The 16,130-nt window shown below is 73.0% G+C and carries 14 protein-coding genes; 10 read left to right on the top strand and 4 right to left on the bottom strand.

The window, feature by feature from the left end; genetic code table 11:
* Positions 1 to 68 precede the first annotated feature (68 nt).
* Positions 69 to 473: a VOC family protein gene (locus tag ACWPWV_RS15555; protein WP_454043848.1), complete on the top strand. Its 405-nt coding sequence runs from the start codon at positions 69 to 71 to the stop codon at positions 471 to 473.
* Positions 470 to 772, top strand: coding sequence for a winged helix-turn-helix transcriptional regulator (locus ACWPWV_RS15550; protein ID WP_454043847.1), 303 nt, complete (start codon positions 470 to 472; stop codon positions 770 to 772). Before ACWPWV_RS15555 ends, ACWPWV_RS15550 begins: the two co-directional genes overlap by 4 nt.
* On the opposite strand, the gene ACWPWV_RS15545 is transcribed toward ACWPWV_RS15550, so the two are convergent.
* Complete coding sequence (locus ACWPWV_RS15545; protein ID WP_454043846.1) at positions 773 to 1,621, bottom strand: hypothetical protein; 849 nt, start codon at positions 1,619 to 1,621, stop codon at positions 773 to 775. It lies immediately after the preceding gene.
* Positions 1,622 to 1,730: 109 nt separating this feature from the next.
* Between ACWPWV_RS15545 and ACWPWV_RS15540 the strand changes: the two genes are divergently transcribed.
* The gene (locus tag ACWPWV_RS15540) at positions 1,731 to 2,108 is read left to right on the top strand and encodes a VOC family protein (protein WP_454043845.1); all 378 of its coding nucleotides are present in this window, start codon (positions 1,731 to 1,733) and stop codon (positions 2,106 to 2,108) included.
* Between the two features lie 4 nt (positions 2,109 to 2,112).
* Here the strand turns inward: ACWPWV_RS15540 and ACWPWV_RS15535 are convergent, their stop codons facing one another.
* Positions 2,113 to 2,781, bottom strand: a complete 669-nt coding sequence (locus ACWPWV_RS15535; protein ID WP_454043844.1) for a hypothetical protein — start codon at positions 2,779 to 2,781, stop codon at positions 2,113 to 2,115.
* A 125-nt stretch (positions 2,782 to 2,906) separates the two neighbouring features.
* A complete protein-coding gene (locus ACWPWV_RS15530) occupies positions 2,907 to 3,779 on the bottom strand; it encodes a helix-turn-helix transcriptional regulator (protein ID WP_454043843.1) in 873 nt (290 codons plus the stop codon).
* A gap of 101 nt (positions 3,780 to 3,880) precedes the next feature.
* Between ACWPWV_RS15530 and ACWPWV_RS15525 the strand changes: the two genes are divergently transcribed.
* The 7 genes from ACWPWV_RS15525 to ACWPWV_RS15495 all read left to right on the top strand — a co-directional run bounded on the left by ACWPWV_RS15525 (position 3,881) and on the right by ACWPWV_RS15495 (position 9,858).
* Positions 3,881 to 4,645, top strand: coding sequence for an SDR family oxidoreductase (locus tag ACWPWV_RS15525; protein ID WP_454043842.1), 765 nt, complete (start codon positions 3,881 to 3,883; stop codon positions 4,643 to 4,645).
* Positions 4,646 to 4,729: 84 nt separating this feature from the next.
* Positions 4,730 to 5,452, top strand: a complete 723-nt coding sequence (locus ACWPWV_RS15520) for a DUF2306 domain-containing protein (RefSeq protein WP_454043841.1) — start codon at positions 4,730 to 4,732, stop codon at positions 5,450 to 5,452.
* Positions 5,453 to 5,475: 23 nt separating this feature from the next.
* Positions 5,476 to 6,597 (top strand): sensor histidine kinase, encoded by a 1,122-nt coding sequence (locus ACWPWV_RS15515; RefSeq protein ID WP_454043840.1) that lies wholly within the window; start codon positions 5,476 to 5,478, stop codon positions 6,595 to 6,597.
* The gene (locus ACWPWV_RS15510) at positions 6,594 to 7,244 is read left to right on the top strand and encodes a response regulator (protein WP_454043839.1); all 651 of its coding nucleotides are present in this window, start codon (positions 6,594 to 6,596) and stop codon (positions 7,242 to 7,244) included. The genes ACWPWV_RS15515 and ACWPWV_RS15510 overlap by 4 nt, the downstream gene beginning before the upstream one ends.
* A gap of 9 nt (positions 7,245 to 7,253) precedes the next feature.
* Entirely contained in the window at positions 7,254 to 8,054 is an 801-nt protein-coding gene (locus tag ACWPWV_RS15505) for a LuxR C-terminal-related transcriptional regulator (RefSeq protein WP_454043838.1), read from the top strand.
* A gap of 98 nt (positions 8,055 to 8,152) precedes the next feature.
* Positions 8,153 to 9,247 carry an S-(hydroxymethyl)mycothiol dehydrogenase gene (locus tag ACWPWV_RS15500; RefSeq protein ID WP_454043837.1) on the top strand — a complete coding sequence of 365 codons (1,095 nt, stop codon included), beginning with the start codon at positions 8,153 to 8,155 and terminating at the stop codon, positions 9,245 to 9,247.
* Entirely contained in the window at positions 9,244 to 9,858 is a 615-nt protein-coding gene (locus ACWPWV_RS15495; protein ID WP_454043836.1) for an MBL fold metallo-hydrolase, read from the top strand. The genes ACWPWV_RS15500 and ACWPWV_RS15495 overlap by 4 nt, the downstream gene beginning before the upstream one ends.
* Before the next feature lie 63 nt (positions 9,859 to 9,921).
* Here ACWPWV_RS15495 and ACWPWV_RS15490 read toward each other — a convergent pair whose 3' ends face one another.
* Positions 9,922 to 16,125 (bottom strand): GH92 family glycosyl hydrolase, encoded by a 6,204-nt coding sequence (locus ACWPWV_RS15490; RefSeq protein ID WP_454043835.1) that lies wholly within the window; start codon positions 16,123 to 16,125, stop codon positions 9,922 to 9,924.
* Positions 16,126 to 16,130 lie beyond the last annotated feature (5 nt).

The raw sequence follows: 16,130 nt of genomic DNA, 5'->3' as shown, positions 1-16,130 counted from the left end.
GAGCACGACCCAGCACGAGCGTGCGCCCGGGTCTTGACGTCGCACTTGCATTTTGCAAGTATGGGCAGATGAGCCTCTTCCTCACCTGCCCGGTCGAGAGCGTCGAGCGCGCCACGGCCTTCTACACCGCCCTCGGATGGACCTTCAACACGGAGATGTCCGATCACAACGTGTCGTGCTTCGCGATCGCGCCCGAGCAGTACGTCATGCTCGGCAGTCGCGAGATGTACGCGAGCGTCGGCGGGGTCGAGGAGGTGATCGGCGGACCCGACACCCCCTCGAAGGTCACGGTCTCGTTCGACCTCGGCAGCCGCGAGGCGGTCGACGAGCTCGTCGAGCGCGCCGCCGCGGCCGGGGGACGGATCGGCGACACCGACGACTACCCCTTCATGTACCAGCGCCAGTTCGACGACCCGGACGGCTACCACTACTCGCCGTTCTGGATGAAGCCGGACGTCGACCCGACCGCGTGAGCGACCTCGCCACGGCCCTCGACGTCGTCGGAGCCCGGTGGGCCCTGCTCATCGTGGACCGGCTGCTCGACGGACCGCAGCGCTACGGCGACCTGCAACGCGACCTCGGAGCGCCGACCAACATCCTCGCGACCCGGCTGCGCGAGCTCGAAGCTGCCGGCGTGCTGTCCCGCCTGCCCCTGCGGCACAACACCCGGGCCTACGCGCTCACCGATCGGGGGCTCGCCCTCCGTGGGGCGATCGTCGCGCTCCGACACTGGGGCGCCGAGGAGGCCCTACCTGGATCACGTCGGACGTGATCAGGACGGCCTGCCACGGAGTCCCGGCACGCCGGACCCGGCCACGTCCTCGCCGTCTGCGACGGCCGTCGCGGCGTGCCGGACGGCATCGTCGAGGGACCGCACCGCGCGCGCCCGATCTCCCCTCTCGGCACACGGCTCCAGCGCCCCGAGCCGCTCGTACTCGTCGTCGAGCGCGACGAGGAGTCGGAGCGTGGAGGTCTCGAGCTCGGGCCACTGCTCGTCACGATGCAGCCCCGCGAGCTCGCGCAGGGCGGGCGAGTCCATCCCGAGGACGAGCGCCTCGGTCGCCGATCCCGTCAGGCGGTCACGGTCACGGTCGATGTCGTGCAGCCACAGGCCCCAGGCGACCATCAGCTCGTGCGTCATCGCCCGTGCGGCGTCCCGCTCGACGGCGACGAGCGGCCACCAGTGGCGCTCGCCGAGGTGCTCGCGTGCCGCCGCCGCGTCGAACCAGGTGCCGTCCACCCGCGGGCGCGCGCTGCCGAGAACCCGGTGCACGGCGAAGTGCGCGACCGGCGCCGGCCACGCGTAGGCGGTGCCGGTGGGGACCGTGTTCCGCACGAAGCCCAGCGGCGTCGTCTCGTGCGGCCGTCCGAGCACCGTCCGGACGAGGCCGTCGAGCGCCTCCCCGGCCTCCTCGTCGCCGACGGTCCGGGTCGGCAGGTCCCAGCCCGCTCGGCCGCCGGTGCGCGGGACGCAGAAGACGCGGCGCGCATCGTCACGGATCAGGAGGCGGACGAGAGCCGTCGGGTCGGGCACCGGCTCGTTCTCGTCCAGGAGGACGACGTCCGCGCGGCCGCCCGGCGGCAGCCAGGGCGCACCGGGCCACGAGCACAGGGTCAGCACGGGCGTCACGGTACCGCGGAGGACGGACGGCCCCGCTCGCAGCTCACCCCTCGCCGTCCGCGTCAAACGGGGGTGCGCCGGTGTGCCTCAACTCCCTAGAGTGCGAGGCATGGCATCCCGCATCAGTGAACTGGTGATCGACTGCGCCGACCCCGAGCTGCTCGCGCGGTTCTGGTGCGACGTCCTCGGCTACGTCGAGCTCGACCGGGACGACGAGTCGATCGAGATCGGCCCGCCGGGCGCCGGGTTCGGCGGCCTGCAGCCGACCCTTATCCTCAGCCGGACCAGCGACCCGCGGCGCGGCAAGCTCCCCCTGCACATCGACGTCAACCCGGTCGACCGGGACCAGGACGCCGAGCTGGAGCGGCTGCTCGCGCTGGGCGCGCGCCCCGCCGACGTGGGGCAGACCGGTGACGAGTCGTGGCACGTCCTGGCGGACCCGGAGGGCAACGAGTTCTGCCTCCTGCGCAGGCGGCTCGAACCGTGACCGGTCAGTCGTCGCCGTCGAACAGGCCGCCGTCGAGCAGCCAGTGGTAGCGCAGGCGGAGCGCGCGCTCGGTGCTCGCGAGCAGGGTGGCGACGACGAGCGCGACGTTGACGGTCCCCGAGAGGTGGACCGGTGACGTGAACGTGCCCACGTTCTCGGCGACGGGCGGGATCTGCGAGATCTGCTCCACGATCTGCGGGACGCCGAGCACCAGGGCGACCACGAGGACCGCCCACGAGACGAACCCGATCGTCCGGCTCACCCCCGGGTGCCGGTGGTCGAGACGCGCACGGCGACCCTCCGCGGAGGCCGGGTCTGGCGTGAGCTGTCGTTCGGGGCCGCCGTCGTCCGGGACGTAGTGGCACCGCCGCATCCCGTACCCGCTGGCGACCACCTCGATGGTCCCGCCCGTGACCGGGAACTCGGCCGGGAGCTTGGACGTCGCGTGGTGCCGGCCGTCCCGGTAGAGCCGGGCCCGCACCTCGCCGTCGTCCGAGTCGCCCCAGAGGCGGACGTCGACCGACCACGTCTCGGGTCGACCGTCCTCGGCGGTGAGCCGGAGGTGGAACAGCGTGCGCGACAGGGGCTGCCACCACCGGAAGCGTGGCAGGGAGTGCCCGTCACCTGGCTTGAGGCGTCGCGCGGCGCGCTGTCGCTTCCAGTTCGAGAACACCCACGGCACCGTAGCAAGCCACGGCGAGATGTGCCGTTCGTCCCGCCGGGTGCGGACGGCCGTAGCGCACGGCCGGTCCGTTCAGCGCTGTCCGGCCACCCGGTGGCGGTGGAGCGCGACGGCCGTCACCGACCCGCGGACCGCACCGCCGGCGGCGCGACGGCGAGGTCCTGGCTCCCCAGGACGGCGAGCAGCCGGATCTTCTCGGCCGACTCGGTGCCGGGCGCCGCCGTGAGGACGAGCAGCGCCTGCAGCTGGTCCTCGGTGAGGAGCACCTGGCAGTCGACCTCGATCTCCCCCACCTCGGGGTGCACGAGCACCTTGTGGTCGGTGAACCGCCGAGCGACCTCCTGCCGCGCCCACAGCTCGACGAACTCCGGGCTCGCCCGTTCCAGCGTCGTGACGAGGTCGGCCGCGCCCGACGACGGTCCAAGAGTCCCGAGCGCGGCGCGCAGGCTCGCGACGAGCGCCCTGCCCTGCCGCGCCCGGTCGTCCTCCGGGTAGACGGCGCGCGCCGTCTCCGGGTGGGCGAACCAGCGGTAGATCTCGCTGCGCTCCCACCCGGTGTACGCGGTGGCGTCGCCGTAGAGCGCGCGCGCGAGGTCGTTCTGCGCCAGGGTGCGCCCGAGCGGGTCGATGATGAGCGCCGGGGTGTCGGAGAGGCGGTCGAGCACGCGCTGGAGCGCCGGGGCGACGTGGCCCGTGTCGACCGTGCGGTCCGGGACACCGTGGCCGGCGACGCGGTACAGGTAGTCGCGCTCGTCGTCGGTCAGGCGCAGCGCGCGGGCGATCGACGCGAGGATCTGCGTGCTCGGCTGCGGGCCGCGCTGCTGCTCCAGGCGCGTGTAGTAGTCGGTCGACATGAGCGCGAGCTGCGCCACCTCCTCGCGGCGCAGTCCCGGTGCCCGACGGCGCAGCCCGGGTCCCAGCCCGACGTCGCCCGGCTGCAGCGCCTCGCGGTGGCGGCGGAGGAAGTCGGCGAGCGCAGCACGGTCCATGGGTCCCATGGTGGTCGGCGGCCGCGCGCTGTGCCAGGGATCGCCGGTCCCCCGTTCGACCGTCTCTGCCGCGCTCACCGGAACGTCCCGAGGATCGAGGCATGGACATCACCACCAGCACCGTCTTCATCCCCGGCGCGACGAGCGGCATCGGCCTCGCGCTCGCCGTCGCGCTCCACGAGCAGGGCAGCACCGTCGTGATCGGCGGGCGTCGCACCGAGCTGCTCGAGCGGGTCGCCGCCGAGCACCCCGGGATCGACACCGTGCGCATCGACACGACCGACCCCGAGAGCATCGCGACCGCCGCGAAGGAGGTGCTCGATCGCCACCCCGACCTCGACACGCTCGTCGCCATGGCCGGCATCATGCGCGTCGAGGACTGGCACCACCCCGACGGCTTTCTCGCGACCGCCGAGGAGACGTTCACGACGAACGTGCTCGGCCCGATCCGCCTCGTCGGTGCGTTCGTCGAGCACCTGCAGACCCGACCGCACGCCACGATCGTCACCGTGTCGTCCGGCCTCGCGTTCGCCCCGCTCAAGGCGACGCCGAGCTACGACGCCTCCAAGGCCGCGATCCACATGCTCAGCGAGGCGCTGCGCCTGCAGCTCGCCGACACGAGTGTCCGCGTGACCGAGCTCGTGCCGCCGTCGGTCGCGACCGACCTCCTGCCGACCCAGCGCACCAGCCCGATCGCCATGCCGCTCGACGACTTCGTCAGCGAGGTGATCGACCTGTTGCGCACACAGCCCGACGCCGACGAGGTCCTCGTCGAGCGCGTGAAGTTCCTCCGCCACGGCGAGGCCCGCGGCGACTACGCCGACGTCGTGCGCACGCTCAACGCGGCCGACCCGCACGGACGCTGAGTCCGAGAAGACGCCGAGCAGGGCGAGAAGGTTCGGCCACATGGCCGAAGCGCCGGCGTGCCCGGTCGATCCACGATCGACCCCATGGACACCGCACCCGCCGTCGCCCGCACCGCTCCGAGCACTCCTCGCCGCACAAGACGCGGGTCGTCCCGCAAGAAATGGCTCGTCGCGGCCGGGCTCGTCGCCCTGGCCCTCGTCCCGTCGCTCGCGGGCGGCGTGCGGCTCGGCGAGATCGCCTCGGGCGCGCCCGAGACACCCGCCAACGCGCGCTTCCTCCAGGTGCCGCTCCCCGTCGTCCTGCACATCATCGCCGCCGTCGTCTACGCCGTACTCGGGGCGTTCCAGCTCCTGCCAGGCCTGCGCCGACGCCACCTCGCGTGGCACCGCGTCGCCGGGCGCTACGTCCTCGTGCCGGCCGGACTGGTGGTCGCGGCGTCGGGGCTGTGGATGACGGCCTTCTACGACGTGCCCCCGGTCGACGACGGGCCGCTCACCGTGTCGCGCTACGTCGTCGGGATCGCGATGCTGGCCTCCCTCGTGCTCGGCGTGCGCGCGATCCTGCGGCGCGACGTCCTCGCGCACGGGGCCTGGATGATCCGCGCGTACGCCCTGGCGCTGGGTGCTGGCACCCAGGTGCTCACGTCCGCGCCGTTCGTGGTGCTTTTCGGCGAGCCCGACGCCTTCTGGCGCACCGTGCAGATGGACGCCGGGTGGCTGATCAACGTCGTGGTCGCCGAGTGGGTGATCGCGCGCCGCCGGGCCACCGCCCGTCGCCGGCCGCGTCGCGCCGTGCCCGCCGCCTGACCGCGGGGGCTAGCATGCCGAGCGTGCGACGCCGGCTGCGGGACCTCCTCGGACGTCCGGCGGCGCCCGGTGACCGCGGACCGAGGGCACGGGACGCCGTGCTCGTCATCGTCCTGGCCGGTGTGGCGGTCCTGGAGAGCGTCCTGCGCGCCGACCTCGACTGGCCGGTGGCGTCGGCGCTCGTCGCGGTCGCCCTCGTGGCGACCCTGCCGTGGCGGCGCAGCCGCCCGCTGCTCGTCGTCGCACTCACGACCCTCGTCGGCGCTGGGTTCCAGGTCGCCCAGGCGGCCGCCGGCACCGGGCCCGACGGGCTCGCGACGATGCTCGCGGTCCTCCTCGCGCCGTACGCCCTGTTCCGCTGGGGGTCGGGCCGCGACCGGGTGCTCGGCGGCGCCGTGCTCGCGGGCAGCCTGGTCGTCTCCGTCGCGCTCGGCGGCGAGGGCGTCCAGGGCGCGGTCGCGGGGGTCGCGCTCGTCGGTGGCGCGTGCCTCGTGGGGGCGTTCCGGCGTGAGCGGGTCGCGGCCCGCGCGAGCCAGCTCGACGCGGTCCGTGCCGCGGAGCGGGAGTCGCTCGCCCGCGACCTGCACGACACGGTCGCGCACCACGTCTCGGCCATCGCGATCCGCGCGCAGGTGGCGGCGACGGACCCCGACGACGCGTCCCGGGTCACCGCGTCGCTGGACGTCATCGAGCGCGAGGCGCAGGCCGTGCTCACCGACATGCGCTCGCTCGTCCGCCAGCTCCGCGCGCCGGCCGGGCTCGAGCCGTCGCCCGGCCTGGCGGAGCTGGCCTCCCTCGCCGATCCCGGCCCGCCCACCGTGACCGTGCGCCTCGACGACGCCGCGACCCCGCCCGACATCGTCGCGTCAAGCCTCTTCCGCATCGCGCAGGAGGCCGTCACCAACGCGCGGCGGCATGCCCGCGGCGCCACCGCGATCGACGTGACCCTCACCGCCGACGCCGACGCGGTGCAGCTCGTCGTCCACGACGACGGTGCGGGCGCCCGCACCCCGCCCGGGACAGGGCACGGGCTGCAGGGGATCTCCGAACGCGCGGCGCTCCTCGGCGGCGAGGTCATGGCGGGCCCCGATCCCGACGGTGGGTGGACGGTCCGCGCCCGGCTCCCGCAGCGGGCCGACGCATGATCCGCGTCCTCGTCGCGGACGACCAGGAACCGGTGCGCACCGGTCTGCGGATGCTGCTCGACGCGCAGCCCGGCATCGAGGTGGTCGGCGAGGCCTCCGACGGCGCGGCCGCGGTGGAGCTCGCGCGCGAGGTGCGGCCCGACGTCGCGCTGCTCGACATCCGGATGCCTCGCCTCGACGGCATCGAGGCGACCGCGCTGCTCGCCGGCCCGGACGTCCCCGACCCCCTCGCCGTCGTCGTCATCACCACGTTCGACCTCGACGAGTACGTCTACGGCGCGCTGCGTGCCGGCGCGAAGGGATTCCTGCTCAAGGGCGCGAGCCCGCACCTGATCGTCGAGGCGCTGCACGCCGCGGCGAACGGCGACGCGCTGATCTCCCCGCGCATCACGACGCGGCTGCTGGCGGAGTTCGCGCGCCCGTCAGGGCGGCCTCGTCAGCCCGTGGCACCGCTGAGCGAGCGCGAGGAGCAGGTGCTCGCGCTGCTCGCGGCCGGCCTGACCAACGACGAGATCGGCGCCCACCTCTACCTCTCGCGCGGCACGATCAAGACCCACGTCGGCGGCGTCCTCACCAAGCTGGGGGTGCGCAACCGCGTCGAGGCGGCGATGTGGGCCTACGAGTCGGGCCGTCGTGCGCGTGGGTAGGCTGCTGGGATGCGGGGTCCATCGGTCGACGCGGGTGCCGGGGCGGAGCACGCCGAGGTCGCGCTGCGGTCGGTGCTGGCGGTCCTGCGGTCGGGCGAGCTCACCGACCGGACAGCGCGGATCAAGGCGGAGCAGGTCGCGGTCGACGCGCTCATCGCGCTCGACCGTGAGCCCCCGACCGCGACCGGCCACCTCGAGCCCGCCGTCGAGGCCTTCGAACGACTGCGCTCCGAGCTGAGCACCCTGACGCGCTTCGGCCCGCTGGCGATCGACTTCGTCCAGCCGCCGGCGAACGGCCGGGCCGTGCCGACGACGATCGCCGAGAGCGCACGCTCGTGCGTCCGGGTGGCGCTCCTCGCCCAGGTCGGCGAGGCGTCGGCGACCCGGGCGCGGGTGCAGTGGGACTGCGACGGGACGAACCTGCTCGTCGACGTCCATGACGACGGGCCCGGCACGGCGAGCCGGGAGGACGACCGCTTCCGGCCGATCGCCGAGCGCGTCGAGCGGCAGGGCGGCACCTGGACGCTCGACGCGACGCCCGGCTGGGGCGGCCACCTCCACCTGCGGTTCCCGCTCGACGAGACGCCGGCCCACCACGACAGCATCCGTCCGGAGCTCACGGAGCGGCAGAACCAGATCCGCTCCCTCATCGCCCTGGGCCGGACGAACCGCGAGATCGCCGACGAGCTGTCCATCAGCGCGAACACCGTGAAGTACCACGTGTCGGCGATGCTGCGCGTGGTCTCCGCGCGGCGCCGCGCGCAGCTCGTCACCGGAACCGGCGACGGCCCCGACTACCCGATCGGGTAGTCCGTGCCGCCCTCGCGGGTAGTGCTGGTGCGGGGCCGGCCGACGTAGGTTCGAGTCGGACGGTGCGGGAACCCCCGCCCGAGACCCGAGGAGGACAGTTGGCTCACCGCGTGCAGGGTGTCGTCGCGCGTCGCAAGGACGCGCCGGTCACCGTCGAGACGATCGTCGTCCCGGACCCCGGTCCGGGTGAGGCGCTCGTCAAGGTCCTGACCTCCGGCGTCTGCCAGACCGACAAGCACTACGTCGCCGGCGGTGTGGGCGACGACTTCCCGTACCTGCTCGGCCACGAGGCGACCGGGATCGTCGAGGCCGTCGGCGAGGGCGTGACCGAGGTGGCCGTGGGCCAGAAGGTCATCCTCAACTGGCGCGCGGTCTGCGGGCAGTGCCGCGCGTGCCGCAAGGGGCAGCCGCAGTACTGCTTCGACACCCACAACGCCACGCAGAAGATGACGCTCGAGGACGGGACCGAGCTCTCCCCGGCGCTCGGGATCGGCGCCTTCGCGGAGAAGACGCTCGTCGCCGCAGGCCAGTGCACGCCGATCGACGGCGACATCGCGGACGAGCAGGACGCCGCCGTCGGCCTCCTGGGCTGCGGGCTCATGGCGGGCATCGGCGCGGTCCTCAACACCGGCGAGGTCCAGCGCGGCGAGTCCGTCGCCGTCATCGGCTGCGGCGGCGTGGGCACGGCCGCGGTCGCGGGCGCGCAGCTCGGCGGGGCGACGACGATCATCGCCGTCGACGTCACGGACGACAAGCTCGCGACGGCTCGCGCCCTGGGCGCGACGCACACCGTCAACTCCACGACGGAGGACGCCATCGCGCGGATCCGGGAGATCACCGGGGGCTTCGGCGCCGACCTCGTGATCGACGCCGTCGGCATCCCCGCGACGTACCGCCAGGCGTTCGAGGCGCGCGACCTGGCCGGCCGCGTCGTCCTCGTCGGGGTGCCCGACCCCGGCACCACGATCACGCTCCCCCTGGACGAGGTCTTCGGCCGGGGCGGCTCGCTCAAGTCCGCGTGGTACGGCGACGCCCTGCCCTCGCGCGACTTCCCGATGCTCGTCGACCAGTACCGCCTGGGCCGGCTCGACCTCGACGCCTTCGTCACCGAACGGATCGGGCTCGGCGACGTCGAGGCGGCCTTCGACAAGATGACGCACGGCTCCGTGCTGCGATCGGTGGTGGAGCTGTGAGCGCGCGCATCGAGCACCTCGAGACGTCCGGCGTGTTCACCCTGGACGGCGGCTCGTGGGACGTGGACAACAACGTGTGGATCGTCGGCGACGACGAGGAGTGCCTCGTCATCGACCCGGCCCACGACGTCGACGCCGTCGTCGCGCAGGTCGGCGAGCGACGCGTCGTCGCCGTCGTGCTCACGCACGGCCACGACGACCACGTGTCCGAGGCGCCGAGGATCGCGGCGTTCCTGGGCGCGCCGACGTACCTGAACCCGGCGGACCTTGCGCTGTGGCACCGCGCGCACCCCGACCGCTCCCCCACGCACGAGCTGTGGGACGGCGACACGATCCAGGTCGCCGGGCTCACCGTCGAGGCGATCCACACGCCCGGTCACACGCCGGGATCGACGTGCCTCCTCGTCCGCGAGGGCCTCGACACGCCCGTGCTGTTCAGCGGCGACACCCTGTTCCAGGGCGGCCCCGGCGCGACGGGCCGCTCGTTCTCGAACGAGCGCGTCATCAAGGACTCGATCCGGCGCCGGATCTTCACGCTGCCCCCGGAGACGGTCGTCCACACCGGCCACGGCCCGACGACGACCGTGGCCGCCGAGGCTGCCGCGTTCTGACCCTGGTGCCCGGTCGGGGTCGGCGGGTCCTGGACCCACCGACCCCGACCGGCGCGTGCGGCGTCAGCAGGTCCGCGCGGGGTAGGCCACCTCCTGCGTCGTGCGCTGGCCACCACCGGACGGCACCGCCGTGACGGTCACGCTGCCCGCCTCGACGGTCTTCGCGCGCGCGGAGAACGACTGGTAGGCGTTCTTGCCCGCGGCGACCCCGGAGAAGGTCTTCGTGCCGAACGGCGTCGTGACGCCGACGTCGAGCGGCCCGGTCCCCACGTTGGTCGCCCGCACCGCGACGTGGACCGTCCCGGCGAGGCACCGGGTCTGGACCTCGACGCGGACCTCCGGAGCCTGCGGCGTCGCGGCGATGAGAGCGCTCAGCGCGCTGGCCTGGGCCCGCCAGTCGAAGACGTTCGGGTGCTCGGCGGACTCGCCGCCGGCCCAGCGCACGCCGAGCCGGTCGCCCGCGGCCCGGTCCTGCGACCAGATGGTCGCCGCCTGCCGGTCTACGAACTCCTGGTACTCCGCAGAGCCCGTCGTGTCGTTGAGGTCCATGAAGTACCGCATGAACACGCCCTTGAACTGCTTGCCGTTGTCGTCGCACGTGCGGTCGAGCGCGTCGCAGCTCTCGGTCAGCACGCCGTCGACGACGAGCGCGTCCGAGGCCAGCGCCGCGTCCGCGAGCCGCTCGGCGGTCTCGAGAGGCTCCGCATCACCGGTCGCACGGTGGAGCTCCAGGCCGGCGCCGATGGCGAGGCCCTGGTTGTAGCTCCACACGGTGCCGCCGTTGTTGCGGCAGTCGGCCGTGAGGCCGTCGTTGACCAGGCCGTCGGCGGTGATCATCCCGCTCGCGGTGAGCCAGTCCCACCCGGTCTGCGAGCGCTCGAGCCACGTCGTGTCCCCGTCGATGCGGTTGTGGAGCTCGGCCGCGAGCCGGACGTAGAGGCCGTTCGTCACGGCGTTCTTGTACGTCCGCTCCGCGTCCCACCACACCCCGCCGTCGCACGTGGACTCGTCCCAGTAGCCGTGGACGTAGTCGCCGATGACGACGGCCATGTCGAGGTACTTCTGGTCGCCCGTGAGGTCGTAGGCCGCGATCCACGCCAGTCCCCACCACGCGGAGTCGTCGATCGCGCGGCTCGTGAAGTTGCCGAGCAGCTCGTCGCCCGACATCTCGCCCGCCGGGAACGGCGCCTTGTTCCGCTCGAACGTGCGGTCCACCTGCTCGAGGTAGCTCAGGTCGCCCGTGCGGCTCATGTAGTCGACGACGGTGTGCGTCGCGACGGCGGAGTTCCACCAGCTCGACGGCCACCACGCCTTCTCGGGGTCGTAGTCGCCCATGAGCGTGCTCGCCGCGCTCGCGGCGCGCTGCGCCGCGGGCGGGTTCTCGACGAGCGCGGTCACGAGCGGCAGCAGCACCTCGCGCGCGTGGTCGCTCACGTCAGCCGGAGCGGCGTCGGCGACGGTGCTGCGCAGCGTCGCGAGCGTCGTGGCCAGCGCGTCGGCGTGCGCGCCGTCGAGCTGCTCCTGGGCGGTCCCGACGAGGTCGACGAGCGCCTGCGCGGTCGCGTCGGCGACGTCACCGCTGCGCTGCAGGGCCCCGACCTGGGCACGGATCTCGTCCAGGCCGGTGCTCGCGGAGAGCCACTGCGACAGCAGCAGCGTGAGCTCGGCCCGCGTCTCGTCGTCGAGCTCCGAGGCGACCGTGGTGTCGACCGCCGCACGCAGCGCGCGAAGCTGCGCGACGACGCCCGCGGCGTCGTGCGCGTCCTCGGCCCCCTGCGCCGCGTCGACGATCGCCCCGAACCGCTCCGCGGTGCCCGCCGGGATGCGGCCGGCGTCGAGAGCGGCGTCGATCGCGTCGGTGAGCTCGCTGACCTTCGGGGTGTGTGCGAGAAGCTCGACCTCCGAGAGCGTCGCTGCCCCGCCCGTCGACGCCGTGACGTGCAGCCGGTAGTGCCGGTACACCTGCGGGTCGGCGATCGAGAACGCGCGCGTCTCGCGACGGTTCGCGAACGACTGGTCCGTGCGCTCGTCGAGCGTCGTCCAGGTCTGCCCGTCCGTCGAGCCCTCGAGCGTCCACGCCGTGGGGTCCGCGCCGTCGGCCGCGGCCGACGTGAGCGTGTACATCCGCGCCCGCGCCGTGGTGCCCGTGAGCTCGTACGTCACCGGCGACGAGCCGATCGCGAGCTCGGTCGAGGAGGTGTCGTCGAACAGCACTGCGCCGTCCGCACCCTTGTCGCCCGTCGTGGCCGTGCCGGACCGCGCGACGTCGGCGAGCGGGTCGGGCAGGTCGTCGCCCTGCGTGATCGACGGCGGGGCGTCGTCGGCGCCGGTGCCCCACGCGGACGGCGTCGGGCCCATGTCGAAGACGATCGTGCCGCCGTCGGCGAGCTGCTCGTGCGTGAGGTGGGTGGCCGACTGCTCGACGCCGTTCACCGTGACGCCCTGCACGTAGATGTTCTCCGCGCTGTTCTCCGGCGCGTCGATCACCAGGTCCTTGCCGTTCTCGAGGTGGATCGTCGCCTGCGTGAACAGCGGCGAGCCGATGACGTACGACGGGCTGCCCATCTGCAGCGGGTAGAAGCCGAGCGCGCTGAACAGCCACCACGCCGACATCTCGCCGTTGTCCTCGTCGCCCGGGTATCCCTGGCCGATGTCGTTGCCCGTGAACGAGCGGGCCATCGCGGTCCGCACGGTCTCGGCCGTCTTCGAGGGCTCGCCCGCGAACGCGTACATGTACGGGATGTGGTGCGCGACCTGGTTGCTCAGGCCCCACTGGCCCTGGCGGATCGCCTTGGCCTCGCGCATCTCGTGGATCACGCCGCCGTACGAGCCGGGCTTGGACGCCGTCTCGGGCGTGGCGAAGAACTCGTCGAGCTTCGCGCCGAGCGCGTCCGTGCCGCCGTACAGGTTCGCGAGGCCCCGGCCGTCCTGGACCGCGTGGAACGCGAAGTTCCAGCCGTCGGTCTCGGTGAACTCGTTGCCCCAGACCTCGGGATCGAAGTCCGCCGCGGACTGGCTCCACGAGCCGTCCTCCTCGCGGCCCCGCAGGAAGCCCGTGGCCGGGTCGAACAGCGTCGCGTAGTTCAGGGCCCGGTTCAGGTAGTACTCGTAGTTGTCCGCGTACTCCTGGTGGCGCGGGTCGTCGTCGCCGCTCGTGTCGAGCAGCTTCTTCGACATCGTCGCGATGCCGTAGTCGTTGAGGTAGTCCTCGAGCGACCACGACGCGCTCTCGTGCGTCGACGTCGGCGTGTAGCCGAGGAACGTGGCCGGGTCGAGGCCCTTGCGGCCCACGCTCGCGCTCGGCGGCGCGGTCGAGGCGTTCTTCAGCGCGGCGTCGTACGCGCCCTGCACGTCGATGCCGGGGACGTCCTTGAGGTAGGCGTCGGCGAACGCGACGTCCGAGCTCGTGCCCGTCATGCTGTCCGCGTAGCCCGGGGCCGACCAGCGCGAGATCCAGCCGCCGTCCTCGTACTGCTGGACGAACCCGTTGACCATCTCCCCCGCCTCGCTCGGATAGAGCAGCGAGTAGGCCGGCCAGGCGGTGCGGTAGGTGTCCCAGAAGCCGTTGTTGACGAAGACCTTGCCGTCCTCGATGCGCGCGCCGGTCGTCGTCGCCGTCGTGCCCTCGGGCGCGGGGTCGCCGGACGCGGAGGACTGCACGACGTGCCGGTAGACCGGGTCCGCCGCCGTGCCCGTGTTCTCGTAGCCCGAGTTCGGGTAGAGGTTCAGCCGGTACAGGTTCGAGTAGAGGGATGTCAGCGTGTCGTGGTCCGCGCCCTCGACCTCGATGACGTCGAGCGCGTCGTCCCACAGGTCCTGCGCGCGGTCCTTCACCGTGTCGAACGTGTCGCCCGCGGCGATCTCCAGGTCGAGGTTGTGCTGCGCCTGCTCGACGCTCATGAGCGACGTCGCGAGGCGCAGGGTCACGACCTTGTCGTCGGACGTGTCGAACGTCAGGTAGCCCGTGACGTCGCCGCCACCGCCACCCGTGAGCTTCCCGCTGGCGGTAACGGGCCGGTCGACCTCGCCGTAGACGAACATGCGCGTCATGCCGGCCGAGCTCCCCGGCGTGCTGACGTCGGTGTAGCCGGAGACCACGCCGTCCTCGGCGTCGAGGGTGAGCCCGCCGTCGTCGTTCACGTTGTCGAAGATCAGGTTCGACTCGTCCCCCGTGAACGTGAACCGGAGCATCGCCGCGTGGTCCGTCGGCGCGATCTCGGTGCGCATGCCGTTGTCGAACGTCACGCCGTAGTAGTGCGCGCGGGCGATCTCGGCGTCGTGGTCGAAGGTCAGCGCGCGCCGCGACCGGTTCGCGTCCGGGGTCCCGGTCGACGGCATCACCTGGAACGTCTGCCGGTCGCCCATCCACGGGCTCGGCTCGTGACTCAGCGAGAACGCCTGGATCGACGGGCGGTTCTGCTCGTCGTTGCCCTTCTGGTACTGGTAGAGCCAGCGGTTCGTGCCCGCGTCCGTGGCGGGGGTCCAGAAGTTGAACCCGTGCGGGACGGCGGTCGCGGGGATGTTGTTGCCCCGGGAGAAGTCGCCGCTGGAGTTGGTGCCGCGCGTGGTGACCACGTAGTCGGACGGGCGCTGCGCCGTCGGCTCCTCGGGGTCACCGGTGACCTCGACGTCGTCGATCCAGCCGCTGAAGTCCGCCGGCCCGGCCGGGTTGTCGTAGCCGACGAGGATCCGGTCGATCGTCCGTCCCGCCGCGACGTCGCCGATGCGCGACACCACGGAGTTCCACTCGTTGACGTAGAGCGCCTTGCCGTCGCCCTGGCCCTGCGGGCTCAGGCCGATGCCGCGCGAGTCGACGGCGGCGAGCTCGCTCAGGTACGTGCCGTCCGTGAACGCCAGGTCGACGGCGGCGTAGGTGCTCGCGTACGCGAGGTCGTTCTCCGACGCCTCGGGGAAGATCATGTACGACAGCTCGGTGTCCTCGCCGACGGGGACGTCGACGTCCAGGACCTTGTCGTAGGCGAAGCCGCGGCCGTCCGCCGTCTGGCTCCCGGCGTAGTGCAGCGCACTCGTGCCCGTCCAGCCGACCTCCGACCGCGAGTTGTACGCCGCGCTCGGGCCGGACCCGACCTCCGCGGTCATGTTCGTGGCCGCGAGCGCCTCGGTCGCGAGCTGGAGCTCGGCGAGCTGGGTGCCGTCGCTCCCGCTGTTGGACGTGATGTCGAGACGGTAGAAGCGGTACTCGCCGGGCGTCGTGACGGTGTACCCGCGCGTCTGGAACCGCTCCGAGAAGGTCTGGTTGCCGCGCGTGTCGAGCGTCGTCCAAGACGTGCCGTCCGTGGATCCCTCGAGCGTCCAGGCTCGCGGGTCGCGGCCCGGCGCGTCGTTCGCGGACGACAGCGCGTACGCCTTGACCGTCGTCGCCGCGTCGAGCTCGTAGGTGATCCGCGCGGTGCGCGCGCCCGCGAGCCACTTGGTCGCGACGTCGCCGTCAGCGAGCTTGTCCGCCGACTCGTTCGGCGGGTTCTCCCGGTTCGCCGTGACCTTGACGACGTGGTCGGTGACGTCGCCCGGGAAGTCGACCGTCCCAGGGGTCAGGCGGCGGACCGACGTGCCGGAGATGACCGTGTCCACGGCCGCGGCGTCGTGCGTGCGGATCTGGAACTGGGGCGTGCCGCCGCCCGAGGCGGGGCGCGCGAAGTCGACGGTGACGGTCCGCGGCTCGTCCGTCAGCGTCACGTACTCGCCGCCGACGTCGGAGCCACCGCTGTAGACGTTGAGGAACACCTTGCCCGACCCCGTCAGCGTCGCCTGGGCGCGCATCGTGACGCCGCGCTCGAGCGTCGGCATGGGCACCTGCACCCACGTCTCGCCCGCCGCCTCCATCGCCCAGTGCTGGGCGGGGTCGCCGTCGGGGGTCGTCGCGTCCTCGAGCGTGCCGGGCACCGAGCCCACGCCGTTCTGGAACGGGCCCTCCCACGCGAGCTCGTCCGTGGCGCCGCCGAGCGCGTCGTCGCCGCTGGGCGTGCTCGGGCTGCGCTCGAGCACCGAGGTGCCCACGACGCCGTCGACCCGCGGGCCCCCGGGGCCGGTCTCCGGCGTGCTCGTCCAGTCGAGCGGCTGGTCGCCGGACTCGAAGGACGTCGAGAAGTCGCCGGGGTCGGCGGCGTCGGCGGGCGCCGCGTGCGCGGCGACCGACCCGGCGACGAGCGTCGTGCCGCTGAGCAGCAGGCTCAGGGCGACGGTCGTGGCGGTCGCCCTACCGGCGTTCTCCCGGAGCAGACGTGGGTGCGTTCTGTGAAGCGACATCGATG

The sequence above is a fragment of the Cellulosimicrobium sp. Marseille-Q8652 genome (genome assembly GCF_965112045.1).
The sequence above is the reverse complement of the archived record's forward strand: the minus strand, read 5'-3'. Positions and strand labels throughout refer to the sequence as shown.